This window comes from Streptomyces sp. NBC_01260, from assembly GCF_036226405.1.
Classification (GTDB): Bacteria; Actinomycetota; Actinomycetes; order Streptomycetales; family Streptomycetaceae; genus Streptomyces; species Streptomyces laculatispora.
The window spans coordinates 7,395,418-7,418,172 of record NZ_CP108464.1 but is presented as its reverse complement, the minus strand read 5'-3'; the positions used below and the strand labels follow the sequence as shown (position 1 = coordinate 7,418,172).

The following is a 22,755-nucleotide window of genomic DNA, read 5'->3' as shown; positions in this document are numbered from 1 at the left end:
TTCCTTTCGGCCACCACCGTAGATTCGCCGCGGAGCCGATTCCGGCGTGACCGGCGGCAACTGGGCGGCAGGACAGGAGCAGTTGACCGACAGCCCTGTGCCGGGCGGGCGGCGGGGCGTGAGACTGGCCGGACTGCGCCCGCAGAATTCACCGCCCGGCCCTGTGCTCACCGCCGGCGAACGACCGAGGAGTCATGACATGGCAGAGACCGGCCACAGCGTCCGTGCGGCGGACGTGCTCGCGGACGTCCTGGCACAGGTGCGGGAGAGGGTAGACCGGAGGGAAGCGCTCGGCGAGGCGCAGATCGCCGTGCTCGAAGCCGCGGTGAACATCGTCCGTGCCGGTCAGACCGGGTTCGACGTGATGCCGGCGGAGCGCTCGGAGCTGGTGCGCGAGGCCCTCGGCGCGGTGCGCGCGGCGACCGTGGCCACCGGGGTCGCCCTCACCTACGCGCATCAGACCGCCCGCGTGCTCGCCTGATCCCGCGTTCCGTGGTGCCGCCGATCTGCCTGGGCTTCTGCCCGGCGAACCGGTCCGCGGCTCCTAGCCTTTGATGCAGGCGAAAAGAACTCAGTCAGACCCGACGACCGAATGCATACCTTCGTCCAACCGAGGTGGAAATCATGGCAACCAACCCGTTCGAGGACTCTCAGGGCCGCTATGTGGTGCTGGCCAACGAAGAGGGCCAGTATTCGCTGTGGCCGGCCCGGATCCAGCAGCCGGCGGGCTGGGAACTGGTGAAGGACGAGGGCAGCAAGCAGGAGTGCGGCGAATACATCGAGGCGAACTGGACCGATATGCGGCCGCGTTCGGTCGTCGCGGCGATGAGTGGCTGAACCCACTGTTTCTCCCGCCCGGGAAGGGCGGGTGCGGCGCGTATCGCGTCTCGCACCCGCCCTTCCCGCGTGTGCGCGCGGGAAGGGCGGGCTTACGCGGGAAGCTCCCGGCAGCCATGGGGTCTCGATGGTGCACCCATGGCTGCCGGGAGCTTCGCCGTCGGCCCGGCCCGCGGAACGCGGGCCGGGCGGTCAGTCCTGGGCGCCGGCGACGCACCACTCCAGGACCGCCGCGGCGGCGGTCATCTTGTGATGGGCCTGGCGCCAGGCCAGGCTCGCCGGGCCGTCGAGCACCTCGTCGGTGACCTCCTCGCCCCGGACCGCGGGCAGGTCGTGCAGGAAGACGGTCTGCGGGCCGCCGAAGCGCTCCAGGAAGCCGCGGTTGATCTGGAAGCCGTCGAAGTCGCTGAGCCAGTCGGGGTTCTCCTTCGTCACCCCCATGGTCTGCCAGCGGCTGGTGTACACCGCGTCCACCGGGCCCTCGACCTCGCCGGGCGTCACGATCTGGGTCACCAGGGCCTTGCCGTCGCTGAGTTCGGCCGCCAGGTCCAGGGTGTCCTTGGGCACCTCGTATCCCTGCGGGCACAGCAGCGTGAGGCGCAGGCCGGGGGTGAGAGCGGCGGCGAGCGCGAGGGCAGCGCCCGAGCTGTTTCCCTCGCCGACGGCGAGCAGGTGCAGACCGTCGAGCGAGCCGAACTGCTCGGTGAGCGTGGCGAGATCGGCGATCGCCTGGGTCGGGTGCTCGTCCAGGCTCAGGGCGTTGACGACGGCCAGGTCCTCGCTGCTGCCGAGCCGGCGGATCTCCTCCACGTCCCCGTTGGTGCGTACGACGAGCGCGTCGAGGTACTGCCCGAGCACCCGGGCGGTGTCCTCCACCGTCTCGCCGGTGGTGAGCTGGAGTTCGTTCGGGCCGAAGGTGATCGCATCGGCGCCGAGCCGGGTCGCCCCGCTCCAGAAGGACGTACGGGTCCGGGTCGAGGACTTGCGGAAGTAGAGGCCGATCTGCCGTCCGGCCAGCGGCTTCGGCACGATGCCGTCGCGGCCGAACGAGACGGCGCGCCGCACGAGGTGGTCCAGCTCGGCGGGCGTGAGGTCGGCGAGCGAGATCAGGTTGCGCATGGGTGAGGTGCCTTTCACGAGGGCGAGGAAGAGGAAGAGGGCGAACGCGAGAGCGGAAGCAGGTCCGGACGGCATTTCGGGGGGCAGGTAAGGGAGCAAGGTGATCTGGCAGTACGAGAGTGGAGCGCGAGGGGACACGAGGGTTCTTCGGGCGAGCGGTGGCGAGCGCGAGGGGCTTCCCGCGCTCATGGGCGGGAAGCCCTCAGTCGACCAGCACCGCGGTGAGAGCGGCGGGCGCCGTCTCCCGCTCCGCCGCGAGCACCGCCCGGACCAGGTTGAGCACCGTGAAGCCCACCGAGTCGCCCGACGTGGCGGGCAGGCGGCGGATCAGGCCGCGGACCAGCAGGGCGTGCACGTCACGGGCCGTCCCGGCCAGCGAGGTTCCGCAGGCGCGCGCGGCGCCGTCCACCGTCCACGGGTCCTCCAGGGTGGCCAGGGTGCGCAGCAGCGCGGCCGCCTGGGGGGCGAGCCCGGTCACGGCGTCGGTGAGCCGCTCGCTCAGGGTGGGGCCGGCGGCGGGATCGGTGGGCGTGACGCCGTCGAGCAGGACCAGCGGTGCGGTGAGGGCGATGTCCAGAAGTTGCTGGGGGGAGTACAGCAGCAGCCACGAGGCCGCGGCCTCCAGCGCCTGCGGCATCCCGTCCAGCGCCCGGCAGATGTGGGCCACGGTGGTGACGACGGCGTCCGTGGGGAGGAAGTCGGGTCGCATGTAACTGACATGGGAGAGCGTCAGCTCGACGGCGTCCCGGTCCGCGACGAGGGTGTCGCCGGCCACCTCGACGGTCAGATCGGCGGCGGACGGCACCGCGAGCGGCGCCAGTGGCAGCAGCCGTCCACCGGGCAGTTGCACCGGCCGGTCGGTGGTGGTGAGTATTTTCAGGCGCTCGCAGGCACGCAGCAGACTCAGCAGCCGAGGGGTGACAGTTGGTGACGCATCGTGACCGTCCAGTACGATCAGGGTGGCCTTGGAACCGATGAGTGTGGCCAGCTCCTCGAATTCCTCACCGTCGCGGACGAGTGCGCGCACCCAGCCGGCCACGGTCGACTGCGGGCTGCTGGGGGCCGCTTCCGCGGTCTCGGCCGTGTCGTCCAGGCAGACCCACAGCACCGGAACGCGGTCCCGGGCGTGGATGACGGAGGCGGCCTCCTGGGCGAGCCGCGACTTCCCCACTCCCGGCAGGCCCACCAGCGTCAGCAGCCGCTCATGATCTGTGCTCAACCGGGCCGTGAGCGCCTCCAGTTCCGCGCGCCGTCCGACCAGCGGACGCAGCGGAGGGGGCGGTGTGGCGAGGTCCGCCCCGTAGATGTCCTGGAAGACGCGGCCCACCGCCTTCGCATCGACGGCGAGTTCGAGCTCGACGCGTCGCGTGTCACTTAGTCTCATGGCATTGGCGAGGAGCTTCAGCGTTTCCCTGCGTGGGTGCTGGACCCTCCCCAGCTCCAGGTCTCGAATGGCCCGTACGCTCACCGTGGAAAGCCCCGCGAGCTGTTCCTGAGTGAGCCCCGCACGCCTGCGCGCATTCTGCAGCAGAGCGTCAAGCCCGGGTGCAGGCTGGGAATTCATCATTGTCTCCTCGGTCTCCACATGCTCAGAAAATGCAATAGCCGGTTGCCCGGCCTCCCCGGACTGTCCGGAACGCGCGCCCCGGACCGGGATCTTTCCGGCCCGCTCACGCTCCGTACTCTCCGTGGCAGCGAAGGCCTGCCATCGATGAACAGCTTCCATCGAGCCATTCCCGAAGTCTTCCCGGTGCAGTACCGCGACTTCCTTGTGCCAGGGGCTACGATCTCCTCGCGCCTGGGTAGAGCTGCGGGTGGGCAGAGCTATAGGGGGAGGATGCGTGTCAACAGCGGAAGAGGTTCGGCTGCGCTTCAACATTCTTGGCCCGATAGAGGGGTGGTCGAACGGGACACGGCTCCGGCTGGGGGGAGTCATCCAGGAGCGAGTTCTGGCCACTCTGCTTCTGGAGCCCGGAAAGGTGCTACCGGTTTCCCGGCTGGTCGAGGCGGCCTGGGACGAAGACCCGCCGCCGACGGCGCCACACCAAGTACGTAAGGCGGTCGCGGATCTCCGGAGGCGGATACCGGGGGGTGCCCACGTCCTGCTCACCGATGGGCCCGGCTATCGCGTCGCCGATGAACAATGCGATATCGACTTGGCTGAATTTGGCCTACTGATCCGGAAAGCAAAGCTGACCGCGGCCGAGGGCCGTACGGCCGAAGCCGCCGAGATATTGCGCGGCGCCCTCGCCCTGTGGCGGGGGCCTGTTCTGTCGGGCGGCGGCGGCCCGGTCATCGAGGCGGCGTCGACCTCCATCGAGGAGCGCCGGCTGACCGCGGCGGAACAGCTCTTCGAACTCCACCTGGGACTCGGCGAGGCCTCCGAACTCGTCGTCGAACTGAGGGAACTGGTCCAGCAGAACCCCTTGCGCGAGTCCCTGCGCGGCCAGTTGATGATCGCCCTGTACCGGTCCGGGCGGCAGGCCGAGGCCCTTGAGGAGTACGGCAAGGTGCGCGAACTCCTCGTCGAGGAGCTCGGCATAGACCCCGGCCCCAATCTGACCAAGCTGTACGAGGGAATCCTCCGGGAGAGCCCCGAGCTGGCCGGACCCGAGCCGGCGCCCGCCCCGGTCATGGCCGTGGCGCTGCCCGCCGAACCCCCCAGCACCCTCCCCTACGACCTCGCGGACTTCACCGGACGGGACCGGGAACTGGCCGAGATCATGCGTGCCGCCAAGGACGGCTGCGAGCAGGGCCCTCAGATCGTGGCCATCGACGGCATGGGGGGCTGCGGCAAGACCTCGCTCGCGGTGCGGGCGGCCCACCGGCTCGCACCGGAGTACCCGGACGGGCAACTCCACATAGACCTGCGCGGGTACACGCCCGGCGACCAGCCGGTGACCGCGGGCATGGCGCTCGACAGTCTGCTGCGGGCCCTCGGCGTCCCCGGCAGCCTCATCCCCGACGACGTGCCGGCGCGTACCGCCCTGTGGCGCGCCACCCTGGTCGGCAAGCGGCTGCTGATCCTCTTCGACAACGCGGCGGACGCCGCCGCCATCCGCCCGCTGCTGCCCGCCTCCCCCGGCAGCCTGATCATGGTCACCAGCCGGGCCCGCCTGGTCGATCTGGACGGCGCGCGATGGATCTCCATCGGCGTGATGCCGCCCCAGGACAGCGCGATGCTGGTGGCCGAGACGCTCGGCGCCCAGCGCGTCGCCGCCGAGCCCGAGGCGGCTGCCGAGCTCGCCCAGCTCTGCGGCCATCTCCCCCTCGCCCTGCGGATCGCCACCGCGCGGCTGCGCAACCGCCCGCGCTGGACCCTCCAGTACCTGGCCGAACGGTTGCGCGACGAGACCCGAAGACTCGACGAGCTCAGCTCGGGCGCCCGCAGCGTCTCCGCCACCCTGCGCCTGTCCTACCAGGCCCTGGACGAGGAGTGCCGCAACGCGTTCTCGACACTGGCCCTGCACCCGGGCAGCGACATGGACATCCACGCCGCCGGTGCGCTGCTCGGCACGGGCGCCCGGGACGCGGAGGACCTGCTGGAGATGCTGCTGGACGTCCACCTCGTGCAGCAGCCGGAGATCGGCCTCTACACCTTCCACGACCTGGTCCGCAGTTTCGCGCAGAGCCTGCTCATCGAGGCCGCCGAGGACTCCGGTGCGGTGGAACGGCTGCTGGGCTACTACCTGACCGCCACCGAGGAGGCGTGCGATCTCCTCTATTCCGGGCGGCGCCGGCGCAGCACCGGTATCCCGCCCTCCACGGCCGAACTGCCCGACCTCGGCACCGCCGAGCGGGCGCGCAAGTGGTTCCTGCGCGAGCAGACGGCGCTCCTCGCGGCCGTCACGCTCGCCGAACGCAAGGGCCACGACCGGTATGTGGTGTGCCTGTCCCGCAATCTCGTCTTCCAGCTCAACGACCTCGGCCTCCTGGAGGACTTCGGCGAGCTGAGCCGGGTCGCGGTCGCCGCCGCCGGACGGCTGCAGGATCTGGCGCTGCTGGGCGTGAGCCTTTCCAACCTGGGCGTCGCCTGCTGGAAACTCGGCCGTCTCACCGAGGGGCTCGAAGCCGCCCGGGAGAGCCGGGACGTCGCGATCCGTCTCGGCGACCTGCACACCAAGGCCCACAGTGAGAGCATCCTCGGCCAGTTCAACAGCCTGCTCGGCGACTTCTCCGCGGCCCTGGGCCACATGGAGACGGCGATCGCGCACGAGCGCGACCTGGACATGCCGCGCGCGGAGGCCGAGAGCCTGACCATCCTGAGCACGCTCTACGAACAGTGGGGACGGTACGAGGAGGCGCGGGACGCGGCCCTGCGGTCGGCCGAACTGAGCCGGCAGCTGGGGCAGCACGAGGGACTGCCCGGAGCCATCACCGACCTCGCCTTCGCCCATGTCGGCCTGGGTGCCTACGAAGAGGCCGACCGCTGCCTGGCCGAGGCCCGCGGACTGTACGGGGACGCCGGCAACGAGGTGAACCTCGCCCTGACCCTGGCGCTGTCCGCCGATGTGGAGAACCTGCTGGGCCGGCCTCCCCGGGATCCGGACCAGGCGGAACTGGCCCTCAACCTGATGCGGACCAACTCCTCTCCCCTGCGCCGCGCCAAGGTGGAGAACATGGTGGGCCGACTGCGCCGGCGCCAGGGCGACACGGCGGCGGCTCTCGCGCTGCACACCCACGCCCATGAACTCTCCTCGTCCCTCAGCTATCGCATCGAGGAGGCCTACGCCCTCGCGGGCATGGCCGACGCCCTAGGTGACACACCGGACGCCGTCCGGTACCGGGCCGAGGCCGAGAAGCTCTTCGGCGAGATGGGTGTGCTGAAGGGGCACCGTCGCGGCTGACGGCCGGCCGCCGCAGCACCCCGTCACGGCACGTCGTCGCAGCACCGCTGAACAGCACCGCACGGCAGCCGCCCGCCGGGTTCCCCGCACCGGCCCGGACAGCACCGCGCCCCACACCGTGACTCCGGTGCGGGGCGTGCTTGTCGAGGCGCGGGATCACACGAGGGGGGATGTCGGGCCCTTGTCGTCGTTGGTCGTGTCGGTGATGGCGGTGGGGCCCTTGTCGTCGTTGGGGGTGGCGACGATGACCGTGGGCCCCTTGTCGTCGTTGGGGGTGGCGACGATGACCGTGGGGCCCTTGTCGTCGGCGAGTATGCGGGTACCGATCACCGTCGGGCCCTTGTCGTCGGCCACAACCTGCTGCGTGCTCCGGGGGCTGTGCGACTGCCCCGCCTCGACCGTCACGCCGATGCCGAAGGCCAGCGTCGCCGCGATGATCCCGAAGAGCCCAGCAAGCTTGTGTCCCATGGTCCCGCCCCTAAGTAGTGTTTGTGGGTTTTTGCGGTGTTCCGCTTCCCGACACCACTGATGTTGCTGACAGGCGTTCCCGGTCCGTTCCTGCCCTGATACCGCCGCTGGGAACTGCCGCGGGAACGGACCGGAGACGGTCTTATTCGACGTCGAGCTGGCAGGCGGCGACGCGGGGGCCGACGGGCGTGAGCACCACGCGGGTACGGGCTGTTCCGTGTTCATGGCCGGCCAGGTCGAGCAGCGATCTCACGAGGGAGCGGAGCACCGCACGCTCCGCCTCGTCCAGGACGGCCACCCCACCGTCGCCACCGGGCGGCCACGCCGCGATCCCGGCCACCGTGTGCATGCCGTCCTCGGTTCTGGTCTCGACGCTGAGCTGGGGGCCCTCCCAGGACTCCGGTGCGGCGTACGGGTGGGAATGACCACCGGACGCGACATGCTCGGCCCACCGTTCCACGGTGGACAGGTCTTGGAAGGCCTGGCGCAGCTCCGTCCCGTCGGGGGAGCGATCCCTGGGGTCCTTCACTTGAGTACTCCTTACTGCAGACAACTACACAACGACCCTTGCCGTCCCGGCTCCCGGTTCCCTCCCGATCCGTTCCCGCTTTCTTCCCGTTCCCTCGTTCGCTAAGGGAACGCAGCGGTAATCGGTGGCCGCATGATGACCCTGTTCGATTCAGACAGGGATCCGTGGTGATCCGCAGGTGATGCGACATCCGGGAGATTGAGGCGTGGTAACCAGACCATTCGACGGCGGCGGCACGATGGGCCGAACGCCGGTACGCAACGGACCCGAATCCTGATGGGCGCCCGGATATCACCGGACATTCCTGGTCGTTTCTCGGGAATGGGCCCCTTTCTCCTCGTCTGGTCGGGTCAGGCGGTATCCCTGGCAGGCAGCGCGGCGGTCCGGTTCGCCTTCATCGTCGAGGTGTGGTCGTCCGGTGAGAGGGCGACCGCGGTCACCATTCTCTCGCTGTGCGCCATGCTTCCGCAGGCCGTATTCAGTCCCATTGCGGGCGCAATCGTCGACCGGATACCCAAGCGCGCCGCGCTTCAGATAGCCGATGCCGGCGGGCTCCTCGTCGTGGGTTCACTGGCCCTGCTCCACTACCTCGGCGCGTTCCAGTCCTGGCAGGTCTATCCGGCCGCGGTACTGCTCGGCGTCTGTGCCGCCTTCCAGTTCCCGGCCCTGTCATCGGCCGTTCCCCTGCTGGTCCGCAAGGACCAACTTGACCGCACCAACGGCCTGTTGGCGGGCGCGAAGAGTGCTGCCGGAATCGGCGGCCCGGCGCTGGGCGGTCTCCTGCTCGCGCTCTTCGGGATCGGCCCGACGCTGCTGGTCGACGTGGCGAGCTACGCGTTCGCCCTCATCGGTGTCCGGATCGTGCGCTTCGCCGGTGACCGGGTGACGAAGAAGCCCGACGCACCGCGGCAGCGGATCACCGCCGACTCCGTCGAGGGGCTGCGCTATCTGTTCCGGGTGCCCAGTCTGCGTGACCTGATCATCAACTTCTGTGTCGTCAACCTGGTCATGGTGTTCGGCTTCGCCCTCATCTCGCCGATGGTGCTGCTCCGGGCCGGGAACGGAGCGCTTGCCGCGGTCAACACCTCGGTGGGTGTCGGCGGAGTGGCCGGCGCGCTGCTCATGGCGGCCTGGGGCGGTCCCAGGAACCGGGGCCGGGGCATGATGCTCGGCGTGGTCGGCATGTCTCTCTCCGGCCTGGTGGTGATGGGCCTGGTGGGCGGTGTGACCGGCTGGTGCCTGGCCATCCTGGTCGGCGCACTGCTCATGACCATGGTCAACGCCTCGATGCAGACGATCGTGCAGACCAAGGTCCCGCACGAATGGCAGGGCCGGGTCTTCGGCGCGGTGATGTTCCTGTCACAGATCTCCGTACCCCTGGCCATGGCGGTCTCCGGACCGCTCGCCGACCACGTCTTCGAACCTCAGGCCGCCCAGGGCTCCGGCGTCTTCACCGTGCTCGGGCCCCTCGTCGGCGACTCTCCGGGCAGCGGCATGGCGGCCATGTTGTTCCTGGCCGGCATCGGCGGGACCGCTGTCGCCCTCTGGGGCCTCGCCAGCCGTTCGATCAGGGACATCGACATCCTGCTGCCCGATCTCGACGCCCCGCGGGAGCCGGTCGAGCAGAGCGACCGCCAGGGAGGTGAACGCGATGAGGTGCGCGCATGAACTGTTCGAGGAGCAGGTGGTCCTGGCGCCCGGCGCGACCGCGCTGATCGACGCCGACGAGCGGATCGACTACGCCGAACTCGACGTACGGGCGGACCGGTTGGCCGGTCTGCTGGCTGCGAGGGGCATCCGGGCCGGTGACACGGTCGGGGTGTACCTGGAGCGCTCCACCGCGCTCGTCGTGACGGTGCTCGGCATCCTCAAGGCCGGAGCCGGCTATGTGATGCTCGACCCCGGCTTCCCCGCCGAACGGCTGCGCGCGATGGCCGAGGACGCGCGGACGGCCGTGGTCGTGTCGGCGCGCGGCACCGCGCCCGACGGGCTCGGCGTGACGCAGGTGCACATCGAGGACGCCCCGGGGGCGCGGCCGCTGCCGCGCGGCACCGTCCGGGTCCGGCCGGACGACATCGCCTGCGTGATGTTCACCTCCGGATCGACCGGGCGGCCGAAGGGCATCGCCGCGTCGCACCACGCGCTCACCTCCACCCTCACCGGACAGGACTTCGCCTCGTTCGGCCCCGGCGCCGTCTGGCTCCAGTGCGCGCCGCTGTCCTGGGACGCGTTCGCCCTGGAACTGTGGGGGCCGCTCATGAACGGGGGGACCTGCGTCCTGCATCCGGGGCGGCGGCCCGAACCCTTCCTGATGGCACGGCTCGTCGCCGAGCACGGCATCACCTCCATGTACCTCTCCGCCTCCCTCTTCAACGTCGTCGTCGACGAGTACCCGCAGGTACTGGAGGGGCTGCGGGAACTCGTGGTGGGCGGCGAGGCACTGTCCGCGCCGCATGCGGCGCGCGCCCTGGAGCACAGCCCGGGCCTGCGGCTGAGCAACGGCTACGGCCCCGTCGAGTGCATGGTCTTCCTGACCGTCCACCCGGTGGCCCTTGCCGAACTCGGCGACGGCCCGGTGCCGATCGGCCGTCCGCTGCTGGGGAAGCGGCTGTTCATCCTCGACGAGGAGCTGCGCCCGGTACCGGACGGCGCGACCGGCGAGATCTACGCCGCCGGGGCGGGCGTGGCCCGTGAGTACCGGGGGCGGCCCGCGCTGACGGCCGAACGCTTCGTCGCGGCCCCGTCCGGCGAGCGCGTCTACCGCACCGGTGACCTCGGACGGCGGCGCGCGGACGGAGTCCTCGAATACCTGGGACGGGCCGACAGCCAGGTGAAGATCCGGGGCTTCCGGGTGGAGCCGGGCGAGGTCGAGAGCGTACTGGCCAGGCATCCCGGCATCGACCGGGCGGCGGTTCTCGCCCATGAGCACCCGGCGGGCGACCGCCAGCTGACCGCGTACGTGGTGCCGCGCGGCGGCGCCCGACAGGGCTTCCGGGAGGCGGAGTTGCGCGAGTACGCCCGCAGCGTGCTGGCCGACTACCTGGTGCCGGCGGTCTTCGTACCGCTGGACGCGCTGCCGCTGACCCCCAGCGGAAAGCTGGACCGGGCCGCCCTGCCGGAGCCCGGAGCCGGGGTGGCCCCGGCCGGACGGGCGGCGGCGAGCGGGACCGTGGCCGCACTGTGCGACCTCTTCGCCCAGGTGCTCCGCGCGGAGGCGGTCGGCCCGGACGACGACTTCTTCTCCCTCGGCGGCCACTCCCTGCTGGCCGCACGGCTGCTGGGCCGGATCCGCACCGCGCTCGGCGCCGAGATCGATATCCGCGGGCTCTTCGAGGCGCCCACCCCGGCGCTGCTCGCCCCGTTCGTCGACACCGCTCCCCCGGCGCCCCCCGCCGCTCCCGCGCCCGGCACCGCTTCCGGTGCGCTCCCGGTCTCGCACGCGCAGCACCGGCTGTGGTTCCTGGACCGGATCGGGTCCGGCGCCGCGTACAACCTGCCGATGCTGGTGCGCCTGCGGGGCGCGGTCGACGCGGCCGCGCTGGGTGACGCGCTGGCCGAGGTCGCCGACCGGCACGAGGTGCTCCGCACCGTCTTCGAGGAGGCCGACGGCGCCCCCGTACGGCGGGTGCTGAGCGGGGCGGCCGCGCGGCCGCCCCTGCGCGTCCTGCGCACCACCGCGGATTCGACGGACCGGGAGATCGAGCGGGAGGCCCGCCACTGCTTCGACCTGCGGACCGAACTCCCCTTCCGCGCAACCCTGTTCACCTCCCAGGAACGGCCGGACGAACACGCGTTCCTGGTGCTGGTCCATCACATCGCCGGGGACGGGTGGTCCCTGCCGCCGCTCTTCCGCGATCTGTCCCGCGCCTACGCGGCACGGGTCGCCGGCGCGGACGCCGTACTCGTGCCGCTCGCCGTCCCGTACGGGGAGCACGCCCGGCAGCAGCTCGGCCGGCTCGGCTCACCGGCCGATCCGCACGCGCTCGCCGCCCGTCAGCTCACGTACTGGCGCAAGGAGCTGGACGGGCTGCCGGACGGCGGCCCGCTGCTGCCCCGTCGCGCCGGGCGGCCCGCCGTACCCGGTCCGGCCGCGGAGGTCGTGGTGTGCCGGCTGGACGCGGCGGCCCACGCCCGGGTGGTCGAGTCGGCCCGCGCCCGGGGCGCCACGCTCTTCATGGCCCTGCACGCCGCGCTGGCCACCGTGCTGGTGCGGGCCGGCGCGGACGAGGACCTGGCGGTCGGCGCACCGGTGGCAGGCCGGGCCGGGGACGGCAGCGTCGAGGACGTCGTCGGGTTCTTCGTCAACATGCTGGTGCTGCGCACCGATCTGTCCGGCGACCCCACGGCGGCGGAGCTGCTCGCCCGGGTGCGGGAGACGGACCTGGCCGCGTTCAGCCACCAGGACGTGCCGTTCGAGGACGTGGTCGGGGCCCTCAACCCGGCGCGCTCCCCGGGCCGTCAGCCGTTCACCGACGTGGTCCTCGCGCTCCAGAACAACGCACGGGCCGAGGTCACCCTGCCCGGTGCCGAACACGGCGTCGAGGTCGTGCGCACCGGCGCCGCCCGGTTCGAACTCCTGGTGGACGTCACGGACTCCAGCACGGCGGACGGTGCGCCGGACGGACTGACCCTGACCTTCGAGTACCGCGGGGAGGCGCTGGAGGCGGACTTCGTCCAGTGGCTCGCCCAGGCCCTCCCCCAGGCCCTGGAGGCATCCGCGGCCGACCCCGAAACGCCCCTGTCGCGGCTGGGCCTCACCGCGCCGCCCCGGCGGGCCGGCCAGGGCGACCGGATCACCGCACCGACCCGGCACCGCGGCACGGCCGAACGCCCGATGACCGCTCTGGAGCGGGAGACCGCCGCCGTCTGGTGCGAGGTCCTCGGCGTGCCGAGCGCCGGTCCGCACGACGACTTCTTCGCCCTCGGCGGCAACTCCCTGCGCGCGGTACGCGTCGTGGCCCGGCTCGGCGCCGGCCGGCCGGTGACCGTGGCCCAGCTGTTCGCCGCGCCCACGGTCGCGGCCTTCGCGGCCGAGCTGGAACGGGCGGCCGCCCTTCCCGGACCGGTAGCGCCCACCGCCATCCCGCGCCGCCCCCGGGTGCCGCGGCGCCCGGAGACCCAGACCCAGACCCAGACCCAGCCCAGCAGGAAGCAGGAGGAGCGGCAGTGGACCTCAGTGTGATGTTCTTCGGTGCGGACAGCACCACCGCCGGCGAGGCCCGGCACACCGAGACGTACGAGGACATCCTCGCCGTGGCCCGTACGGCCGACCGGCTCGGGTTCCACGCCGTCTGGACCCCCGAACGCCACTTCCAGCAGGTGGGGCAGGTCTTCCCCAGCCCTCCGGTGCTCAGCGCGGCACTCGCCGTCGCCACCGAGCGGATCGGGATCCGCGCGGGCAGCGTCGTCCTGCCGCTCCACCACCCGCTGCGGGTGGCGGAGGACTGGGCCGTCGTGGACAACCTCTCGCACGGGCGGGTCGGCCTCTCCGTCGCCACCGGCTGGCACTCCAAGGACTTCACGCTGGCCCCCGAGCAGTACGCGGACCGGCGGCGGACCGCTCTGGAGACCATTCCGCGGCTGCGGTCGCTCTGGGCGGGCGAGGCCGCCGAGTACCCCGACGGCACCGGCACTCCGGTCTCCGTGACACCCCAGCCCCGGCCCGTACAGGACACCCTGCCGCTGTGGGTCACCACGTCCGGCAACCCGGAGACCTGGGCGGCGGCCGGCGGGCTGCGCGCCGGAGTGCTCGGCGCGACCGTCGGGCAGAGCCGGGAGGAACTGGCCGAGAAGATCGCCCTCTACCGCGCCGCCTGCGCCGCGGCCCCCGACCAGCGGGGCACCGACGCACACGGCCGGGTCACGCTCATGGCCCACACCTACGTCGGCGCCGACGACGCGGAGGTCCGCCGGATGGCGGGTGCGCCCCTCAAGACCTATCTCGCCTCGTACGTCCGCCAGACGGCGGCCAACCGGTCCGCGGACCCCACGACCGCACAGCTCACCGAGCAGCAGACCGCGATGCTCGCCGACTTCGCCTTCGAGCGCTATCTGAGCTGGGGCAGTCTGCTCGGCTCCCCGGGCCACTGCGCCAAGATGCTCGCCGATCTGGCCGAGCTGGGCGTCGACGAGGTCGCCTGCTTCATCGACTTCGGCATCGGGCGGGACGACGTACTGGCCGGGCTGCACCGGCTGGCCGAACTGAAAGAGAACCTGTGATGAGCGCCCCCACCGTTTCGCGCCCCGTTCCGGGCGCGGCGTCCCCCTCCATGGCCGACCGGTTCGGCGCACTCGGCCGGGAGCAGCGGGTCCGGCTGATGCGCCGACTGCTGGAGGCGGGGCGGGCCCGCGAGATACCCGCCGTCATACCGCCGCGCGACCCGGCCCGCCGGGTGCCTCTCAGCCCGGCGCAGCACGACCTGTGGGTGTACGACTCGCTGTATCCGGGCACCCCCGCGCTCAATCTGTGCGCCGCCTACCACTTCGAGCGGCCCGTCGACCCGGCGCATCTGGAGGCGGCGCTGACGCTGATCCAGCGTCACCACGACATCCTGCGGACCCGGATCGTGACGGATCCGTCGGGCGAGCTGCACGTCGAGTTCCCCGACGACGGGACCTTCGGCCTGGAGCACGAGGATCTGCGGGGCACCGGCGGGACGATCGACGAGGCCTTCGAGGCCTTCCGCAACCGCCCCTTCGACCTGAGCCGGGACAAGCTGATCCGGGCCCGGTTCGTCCGGGTCGGCGGACAGCGCTCCACCCTGATGCTGAGCCTGCACCACACCATCAGCGACTGGTGGTCGTTCGATGTGCTGCAGAACGAGTTCGCCCAGGCGTACGGCGCCCTGCGCGATGGTCTGGAGCCGCCCCTCACCCGGCCCGACGTCCAGTACGCCGACTTCTCGTCCTGGCAGGACGAGCTGGTGGAGGCCGGGGTCTTCGGGAGCCGGCTCGACTTCTGGCGCCGCTATCTCGCCGACCCGCCCGGTCCGCTGACCGTGCCGGGCGCCGGCACCGGCACCGCCGCCGAGGGCGACGGCATCGCGAACGTCCCCTTCCACATCGACGCGGCGACCACCGCCGCTGTCCGGGCGCTGGCCCGGGAGCGCGGCTCCTCCGTCTACGTCGTCCTCATGGCGGCCTTCGCCGTCCTGGCGCACCGGGTCAGCGGCGCCGACGACCTGGTGATCGGCACCCCGATCGCCAACCGTGCGGCCAAGGGCCTCGACCAGGTCATCGGGTACGTCATGAACGCCGTGCCGACCCGCTGGCAGGTGCGCCCCGACCGGTCGTTCGCCGATGTGCTCGCCGGGTTCGCCGTCGACTTCCCGGATCTGATGGCCAACGCGGACGTGCCCGTCGGCCGGATCGTGTCGGCCGCCGCACCCGAACGCAGCGCGGGCCGGGCCCCGCTGTACCAGTGGGTGTTCATGCATCTGACGCAGCAGCCGAGCGTCACGGTGATGAAGGAGTTCGCGGAGCCCGAGCGCATCCACACCGGGGGCGAGCACGACCTCGTCGGTGTGGTGAAGGACAGCGGCGACGGCATGGAGGGCAGCTTCGGTCTGCGCACCGACGTCTTCAGCCCCGCGACGGTGGCCCGCTGGACGCAGTGCTACGTCGAACTGCTGCGGCAGATCACCGCCGACCCCACGGCGCTCGTCGGGGACATCGACCTGGTGCCCGCGGTCATGCGCGCCGAACTGCTCGCCGCTTCCGCCGGGTCCGCCGCCCCCGGCCCCGTGTCGCTGCCCGGTCTGGTGACCCGGCACGCGGCCCGCACACCGGACGCACCGGCCGTCGAGTCCGCGGGGCGCACCCTGACCTATGCCCAGCTGGACGACCGGGTCGCCCGGCTGGCGGGCCGGCTGGTGCGCCTCGGTGCCGGTCCCGGGCGGATCGTGGCGCTCGCCCTCGCCCGCGGCAGCGACTGGCCGGTGGCGGCGCTGGCCGTGCAGCGCACCGGTGCCGCGTATCTGCCCGTCGACCCCGCCCACCCGGCCGGGCGCATCCGCCGGGTCCTCGACGAGGCCGCGCCCGTGCTCCTGATCACCGAGCCCGGCGCCGCGCCCCTGGGGACGGACGTTGCGACGCTGGTCCTCGACGAGGATGCCTGGGCCGGGGCACCGCTGTCGCCCGGTGGCCCGGAGCCCCACGATGTCGCCCAGGTCATCCACACCTCCGGCTCCACCGGCACCCCCAAGGGCGTGCTGGTCACCCATGCCGGTGTGGCCGCGCTCACCAGGAGCCTGGTGGACTGCGTCGCGCTGGACGCCGACAGCCGGGTGCTCCAGCTCGGACCGCCCACCTTCGACATCTCCGTCGGCGAACTGTGCCTGGCCTTCGGCTCGGGCGGAACCCTGGTACTGCCGCCCCCCGGGCCGCTCGTGGGCGCGGAGCTCGGGACGGTGCTGACGGAGCGGCGGATCACCTGCGCGTTCGTCCCGCCGTCCGTGCTCGCGACGGTGCCGGACGGACCGCACCCGCAACTGCGCGCGCTCGTCGTCGGCGCGGAGGCCTGCCCGCCGGACCTGGTGGCCCGCTGGGCCGTCGCGGGACGGCGCTTCCACAACGCCTACGGGCCCACCGAATCCACCGTCGTCGCCACCGTCTCCGGGCCACTGGACGCCGACGGAACGGTGCCGCCCATCGGCACAGCGGTGCGGGGCACCACGGCCTACGTCCTCGACGAGCGGCTGCGGCCGGTCCCGGCCGGGACCGGGGGCGAGCTCTACCTGGCGGGCGCCGCACTGGCCCGCGGCTATCTGGGGCGTGCCGCGCTCACCGCCGAACGGTTCGTCGCCGACCCCTACGGTCCGCCCGGCAGCCGCATGTACCGCACCGGCGACCTCGTCCACCGGGACGACAGCGGCATCACGTACTACCTCGGGCGCGGCGACGAGCAGGTGAAGCTGCGCGGGCTGCGGATCGAGCCCGGCGAGATCGCCGCCGCGCTGGTGGAACACCCCGGTGTGGAGCGGGCGGTGGCCGTCGTACGGCACGACCGGGGTACCGCGCAGCTCGTCGCGTACGTGGTGCCCGCGCAGGGTGTGGAGACCGACGAGGACGCGCTGCTCCTGCACGCCGCCGAGCGTCTCCCCGCGGCGATGGTCCCGGCGGCCGTGGTGGCTCTGGACGCGCTGCCGCTGTCGTCCCACGGCAAGCTCGACCGGGCCGCGCTGCCGGCACCGGCCGAACGGACCGGGGACACCGTCCGGCTCCCCGGGTCGGCGCGCGAGGCGGTCCTGTGCGGACTCTTCGCCGAGCTTCTGGATGTCGAACAGGCCGGTGCCGACGACGACTTCTTCCGTCTCGGCGGTGACAGCATCATGGCGATCCAGCTCGCCGCCCGGGCACGGGCGGCCGGTCTGGTGCTCTCGCCTCACGACGTGTTCACCGTACGCACCCCCGCCCGGCTCGCCGTGCTGGCGCGGACGCCCGACACCGACGCCCCGGCCGAGGAGGACACCGGGTCCGGGCGGCTGCCGCTCACCCCGGTGATGCACTGGTGGCGCGAACAGGTCCGGGACACCTCGGCGTTCACCCAGTCCATGCTGTTCCCGCTGGCGCCCGGCACCGGACTCGCGGCGATCGAGGAGGCCGTCGCCGCCCTGACCGAGCGGCACGCCGCGCTGCGGATGCGGCTGGTGCGCGACGGCGACACCGGCTGGGAGCTGGAGGTGCCCGCCGAGCGCGCGCCGGCCGGGGCGCGAGCCGTCCGGCTGGCCGTGGCGGCGGACGCCGACCTGCACTCCCGGGCGACGGAACTGGCGCGCACCGCCACCCTGCGGCCCGAGGACGGCGAGATGGTGCGGGCGGTGTGGCTGGACCCCGGTCCAGCCCGGCCCGGCGCCCTGGTCCTGACCGTGCACCACCTGGCCGTCGACGGGTTCTCCTGGCGGGTGCTCGGCCAGGAACTGGCCGCGGCGCTCGACCCCCGCCCCGAGGACGAAGCGGCGCCCGCGGGGACCGCCTCGTTCACCCGGTGGTCCCGGCTGCTGTCCCGGGAAGCAGGACTGCGCATCGATGAACTCCCCTGGTGGGAAAGGCAGCTGGCGGACAGCGCCGCCCGCCTCACCGGGGACCGGGAGGCGGGCGGGCGCCGGGAGACCCTCACCTTCGAGCTGGGCCCCGAGCTCACCCGGAGTGTGCTCGTCACCCTGCCGGCCGACTTCAACTGCCGTCCCGACGCGGTGATGCTGACCGCGCTGACCGCGGCGGCCGTACAGCGGCGGGGAACCGGATCCGCTCTGCTCGTCCATCTGGAGGGCCATGGGCGCGAGGTCGTCTCCACTCAGGTCGATGTGTCGGGCACCGTCGGCTGGTTCACCACGCAGTACCCGGTCCGGCTGGACATCGGCGCCGCCTCGATGGAGCCCGGCGGCCACCCGGGCGAGGCCCTGAAGTGCGTCAAGGAGCAGTTGCGGGCGGTGCCTTCCGGCGGGCTCGGCTGGGGGCTCCTGCGCTATCTCCACCCGGAGACCGGCCCGGCACTCGCCGCACTGCCGGCACCCGATGTCCGCTTCAACTATCTGGGCCGGTTCACCGCGACCGACGCGGCGGGCGGGCGGCTGCTCGACCTCGGGCCGGACGCCGTCCCGCTGGCGCACACCCTGGAGGTGGACGTGCTGGCCCGCGAGGAGAACGGCGAGCCCCTGCTGGAGGCGAGCTTCTCCTACCCGTCGGGGGTGTTCACCGAGGACGAGGTGGGCGCACTGGCCGCGGCGTGGTCACAGGCGCTCGGAGTCCTCGCGGACCACTGCGGGCCGGACGGCGGAGCCGTCCACGCCCCGTCCGACTTCCCGCTCGTCGACCTCACCGGGGACCAGCTCGAACTGCTGGCGCAGGACATGGACTTCGACGATCCGGACGACGGCCTCGACGGCATCGGCCCCGCCCGGCACGAGGACGAGCACGAGGACGAAAACGAAGACGAAGGGGAACGACGATGAACGCGCGCATCGCGGACGTACTGCCGCTCTCCCCGCTCCAGGAGGGCCTGCTCTTCCACACCGCCCGGGAGACCGCGGGACCCGACCCCTATCTGGTGCAGGCCCGGTTCCTGACCGGCCCCGAAACCGCCGAGGAGACGGTACGGGCCTCGGTCACCGCGCTCCTGGACCGGCACCCCAATCTGCGGTCCTGCTTCCGGCACGAGCGCCTGGACCGGCCGGTCCAGGTCGTACCGAATGCGGTCGCGGTGCCGTGGGCCGACGTGGACCTGACGGGTCTCACCCCGGACGAGGTGCGGGTGCGGACCGAGGAGGCGCTGCGCGAGGACGCGGCGCTCCGCTTCGACCTGGCCCGCCCGCCGCTGGTGCGTGCCACGTTCCTGCGGAACGACACCGGCGGCGAACTGATCGTGTCGTTCCACCACATCCTCCTGGACGGCTGGTCGATGCCGGTCGTCGAACGGGATCTCGCGGCCCTGGTGGCAGGGCGGCCGCTGCCGCCCGCCGCGCCCTACCGGGACTATCTGGTGTGGCTGGGCGGTCAGGACCGGAACAAGGCCGAGGCCGCGTGGTGCGAGGCGCTGGAGGGACTGGAACGGCCCGCGCTGCTGGCGCCCACCGGGCCGGACACGGCACCCGACCGTTCCCAGGTGTGGCTGACCACCGGTCTCACCGGGATGCTGGTCCGGCGGGCCGCCGCGGCGGGCGTCACCCTGAACACCCTGGTGCAGGTCTCCTGGGCCCTGGTGCTGGCCAGGCTGACCGGCTCCCGCGACCTGGTCTTCGGCGCGGTCGTCTCGGGCCGCCCGCACGACCTGCCCGGCGTCGAGTCCATGGTGGGCCTGTTCATCAACACCCTGCCGGTACGAGTCCGGCTGCAGGACGGCGAGCGGGTGGACGAGCTGCTGCGCCGGGTCCAGGACGAGCAGTCCCGGCTGCTGGCCCACCACCACGCCCGCGCCGCCGAGGTGCAGCGTGCCGCCGGGGTCGGTGAACTCTTCGATTCCATCATCGCCTTCGAGAACTTCCCGCGAACCGAAGGGAGCGAGGACGCCCCCGGCGCCGTGCGGCTGGCGAAGGTGACGGACGCGACGCACTACCCGGTCACGATCGCGGCGGTCGCGGAGGACCGGCTGCTGCTCTCGGTGAGCTGTCGCCGGGGCATCTCGGCGACCGCGGTCTCCGGGCGCCTGGCCCACGTACTGGAGCAGTTGGCCCGTTCCCCGCACACACCCGTGGACGACATCGACGCGCTGCCCGTGGCGGAGCGGCACGAGCTGCTGGCCCTGGCCGACGGCCCCTCCCGGGCGCCCGCCGCGCCTGCCACCGTGACCGGGCGGTTCGCCGCCCAGGTGGCCCGGACCCCGGACGCGCCGGCCCTCGACGCGGACGGCGAGACCCTCAGCTACGCCCGGCTCGACGCCGCTTCGGACCGGCTGGCCGGCCGGCTCGTCCGGGCCGGCGTGGCGCCGGGGCAGACCGTGGGCCTCCTGCTCCCCCGCTCGGCGTCCGTGGTCGTCGCCCAGCTCGCCGTCCTCAAGGCGGGCGCCTGCTGGCTCCCCCTCGACCCGGCGCATCCGCCGGAGCGGCTGGCCCGGCTGCTGGCCGCGGCGGCTCCCACCCTCGTCCTCACGGCGGGGGCAGGTTCCACCGCGATCCGGCTGCCCGCCGGAACCGCGGTGCTGGACGTCACCGAGGAGTCCGGTCCCGAGCCCTTCCACGGGGTCCCCGCCCATCCCGGGGCCGCCGCCTGCGTGATCTACACCTCCGGCTCCACCGGAGAGCCCAAGGGGGTGGTGGTCCCGCAGCGGGCGATCACCGAACTCGCCGCCGACGGCCGCTTCGCGGGCGGTGCCCACCACCGGGTGCTGCTGCACAACCCGTACACGTTCGACGCGTCGACCTACGAGGTGTGGGTGCCGCTCCTGAACGGCGGGACCGTGGTCGTCGCCCCCGCCGAGGCGATCACTCCCGACCTGCTCAAGCGGGTGGTCCCCGACCGGCGGGTCACCGCCCTCATGCTCACACCCGAACTGCTGCGCACCGTCGCGGAGATCGCGCCCGACGCGCTGTCCGGACTCCGCGAGGTGTGGTCCGGCGGCGACGTCCTCGCGCCCGACACCGTGCGCCGTCTCCACGAGCACTGCCCGGGGACGGTGGTCGTCAACGGGTACGGGCCCACCGAGACGACGGTGTTCGCCACCGCGCACACCGCCACCGAGGAGCCGGCGGGTCAGCCGGGCGGCATCCCCGTCGGGCGGCCCCTGGACAACACCCGGGCCCATGTCCTGGACGACCGGCTGCGCCCCGTCCCGGCGGGCGCCACCGGTGAGCTGTACATCGGCGGCACCGGGCTCGCCCAGGGCTACCTCGGGCGGCCGGTGCCCACCTCGGAGCGGTTCGTCGCCGATCCGTACGGGCCGCCGGGCAGCCGTATGTACCGCACCGGTGACCTGGCCCGGCGGAGGTCCGACGGCGCCCTGGAGTTCGCGGGCCGGGCCGACGACCAGGTCAAGGTGCGTGGTTTCCGGGTGGAACCCGCCGAGGTAGAGACCGTGCTGGCGGACTGCCCCGGCGTGGCACGCGCCGTGGCCGGCGCCCGGCTCGACGCGGCGGGCGGCAAGCTGCTGGCCGCCTGGCTGGTGCCGGCCAGGGACGCGGAGGACGCTTCCGGCACCCCCGCGGACGAGGCGCAGCGGTGGCAGCGCACCCTCGACCGGGCACGGGCGCACGCCGCGGAGCGGTTGCCCGCGCACCTGGTGCCGTCCCTGTGGGCCCGTATCGACGAGGTGCCGCTCACCCGCCACGGGAAGGTCGACCGGGCCGCACTCCCCGACCCCGGGCGCACCGGGGCACCGGGGCACCGGACTCCGCGCACCCCGCGCGAGCGCGAGCTGTGCGCCCTGTTCGGCACGGTGCTCGGCATCCCCGCGGTCGGGCCCGACACCGACTTCTTCCTGGCGGGCGGCCATTCACTGACCGCGCTGCGCCTGAAGTCGAAGATCGAGACGGTGCTCGGCGTCCGGATCCCGCTCTCCGCGCTGTTCGACGCACCGACGCCGGCCGCTCTCGCCGCCCGGCTCGACGCACCGCCGTCCGGGAAGGGCCCGGCGCCGCGGACCGCGCTGCGCCCCGGCCTCAGCCGCCCCGCGACGGCGACGGCGACGGCGACGGCGACGGCGACGGCGACGGCCGATCCGCAGCACAACAGCCTGGCGCCCGTACTCACCCTGCGGGCCGGCGGAAACCTCACCCCCCTCATCTGCGTGCACCCGGGGCTCGGTCTCGGCTGGTCGTACGTGAACCTGCTGCCGCACCTCGATCCGGCCCGCCCCGTGCACACCCTCCAGAGCCCGGCGCTGCTCACCGGCGTGGACCGGCTCCCGCCGACCATGGGTGAGATGGCGGACCTGTATCTGCCGCGCATCCGTGAACTCCAGCCACGGGGACCGTATCTGCTCCTCGGCCGGTCCTTCGGCGGGCCCCTCGCCCACGAGCTGGCGGTGCGGCTGCGCCGGGCCGGCGAGGAGGTGCGGATGCTCGCCGTGGTGGACGCCATGCCGATGCCGGACGAGATCCTCGGCACCCCGCTGGACCCCGCCGCCGTCGAGGACGAGATGCTGCGCATCCTGCTCCACTCCCACGCCCCCGGTGCGCCGGTGCCGGACGGGCCGCTGGACCGGGCCACGGTGTTCTCCACCACCCACGAAGGGGCCTTCGACGGCCTGTCCGAGGCCCGTCTGCACACCCTGGTCGACATCGGGGCGCACCACAGCGCGCTCGTACGCACATGGCGGCCGTCCGACTACGGGGGCGGGCTCACCCTCTTCTCCGCGACGCGCGACGCCTGGCCGACCACGGCCGAGAAGACCGGGGCCTGGCGGCGCGTGACCGCCTCGCTCGATGTGCACGAACTGGACTGCGGTCACAGCGACGTACTCAATCCGGGCCCGGCGGCCGAGATCGCCGCGGCCCTCGAATCCGCCCTCCGAGGGGACTGAAT

At 72.8% G+C, this 22,755-nt stretch carries 12 protein-coding genes; 8 read left to right on the top strand and 4 right to left on the bottom strand.

Annotated features, from left to right (window positions below):
* Nucleotides 1-199: 199 nt before the first annotated feature.
* Nucleotides 200-481: a hypothetical protein gene (locus tag OG322_RS33080; RefSeq protein WP_123468103.1), complete on the top strand. Its 282-nt coding sequence runs from the start codon at nucleotides 200-202 to the stop codon at nucleotides 479-481.
* 143 nt (nucleotides 482-624) lie between these two features.
* Nucleotides 625-837 carry an MbtH family protein gene (locus OG322_RS33075; RefSeq protein ID WP_123468105.1) on the top strand — a complete coding sequence of 71 codons (213 nt, stop codon included), beginning with the start codon at nucleotides 625-627 and terminating at the stop codon, nucleotides 835-837.
* A 192-nt stretch (nucleotides 838-1,029) separates the two neighbouring features.
* Here the strand turns inward: OG322_RS33075 and OG322_RS33070 are convergent, their stop codons facing one another.
* Together OG322_RS33070 and OG322_RS33065 are read right to left on the bottom strand one after the other, a co-directional pair.
* On the bottom strand, nucleotides 1,030-2,031 hold the full coding sequence (locus OG322_RS33070; RefSeq protein WP_329307357.1) for an ornithine carbamoyltransferase: 1,002 nt from the start codon (nucleotides 2,029-2,031) through the stop codon (nucleotides 1,030-1,032).
* A 127-nt stretch (nucleotides 2,032-2,158) separates the two neighbouring features.
* The gene (locus OG322_RS33065) at nucleotides 2,159-3,520 is read right to left on the bottom strand and encodes a helix-turn-helix domain-containing protein (RefSeq protein ID WP_164494649.1); all 1,362 of its coding nucleotides are present in this window, start codon (nucleotides 3,518-3,520) and stop codon (nucleotides 2,159-2,161) included.
* A gap of 592 nt (nucleotides 3,521-4,112) precedes the next feature.
* On the opposite strand from OG322_RS33065, the gene OG322_RS33060 reads away from it, so the two are divergent.
* The gene (locus OG322_RS33060) at nucleotides 4,113-6,803 is read left to right on the top strand and encodes a BTAD domain-containing putative transcriptional regulator (protein ID WP_311316999.1); all 2,691 of its coding nucleotides are present in this window, start codon (nucleotides 4,113-4,115) and stop codon (nucleotides 6,801-6,803) included.
* Nucleotides 6,804-6,959: 156 nt separating this feature from the next.
* On the opposite strand, the gene OG322_RS33055 is transcribed toward OG322_RS33060, so the two are convergent.
* Both OG322_RS33055 and OG322_RS33050 read right to left on the bottom strand, forming a co-directional pair.
* Nucleotides 6,960-7,271, bottom strand: coding sequence for a hypothetical protein (locus OG322_RS33055; RefSeq protein ID WP_124286894.1), 312 nt, complete (start codon nucleotides 7,269-7,271; stop codon nucleotides 6,960-6,962).
* 142 nt (nucleotides 7,272-7,413) lie between these two features.
* Nucleotides 7,414-7,800, bottom strand: coding sequence for a hypothetical protein (locus OG322_RS33050; RefSeq protein WP_123468111.1), 387 nt, complete (start codon nucleotides 7,798-7,800; stop codon nucleotides 7,414-7,416).
* A 321-nt stretch (nucleotides 7,801-8,121) separates the two neighbouring features.
* On the opposite strand from OG322_RS33050, the gene OG322_RS33045 reads away from it, so the two are divergent.
* Genes OG322_RS33045 through OG322_RS33025 form a run of 5 tightly spaced genes read left to right on the top strand, consistent with a single transcriptional unit; the run spans nucleotide 8,122 to nucleotide 22,753 of the window.
* The gene (locus OG322_RS33045; RefSeq protein WP_164494651.1) at nucleotides 8,122-9,468 is read left to right on the top strand and encodes an MFS transporter; all 1,347 of its coding nucleotides are present in this window, start codon (nucleotides 8,122-8,124) and stop codon (nucleotides 9,466-9,468) included.
* A complete protein-coding gene (locus OG322_RS33040) occupies nucleotides 9,452-12,982 on the top strand; it encodes an amino acid adenylation domain-containing protein (RefSeq protein ID WP_329307356.1) in 3,531 nt (1,176 codons plus the stop codon). Before OG322_RS33045 ends, OG322_RS33040 begins: the two co-directional genes overlap by 17 nt.
* The gene (locus OG322_RS33035) at nucleotides 12,967-14,019 is read left to right on the top strand and encodes a MupA/Atu3671 family FMN-dependent luciferase-like monooxygenase (RefSeq protein ID WP_123468117.1); all 1,053 of its coding nucleotides are present in this window, start codon (nucleotides 12,967-12,969) and stop codon (nucleotides 14,017-14,019) included. Before OG322_RS33040 ends, OG322_RS33035 begins: the two co-directional genes overlap by 16 nt.
* Nucleotides 14,019-18,752 (top strand): non-ribosomal peptide synthetase, encoded by a 4,734-nt coding sequence (locus OG322_RS33030; protein ID WP_329307355.1) that lies wholly within the window; start codon nucleotides 14,019-14,021, stop codon nucleotides 18,750-18,752. Before OG322_RS33035 ends, OG322_RS33030 begins: the two co-directional genes overlap by 1 nt.
* Nucleotides 18,749-22,753 (top strand): non-ribosomal peptide synthetase, encoded by a 4,005-nt coding sequence (locus tag OG322_RS33025; protein ID WP_329307354.1) that lies wholly within the window; start codon nucleotides 18,749-18,751, stop codon nucleotides 22,751-22,753. The genes OG322_RS33030 and OG322_RS33025 overlap by 4 nt, the downstream gene beginning before the upstream one ends.
* Nucleotides 22,754-22,755 lie beyond the last annotated feature (2 nt).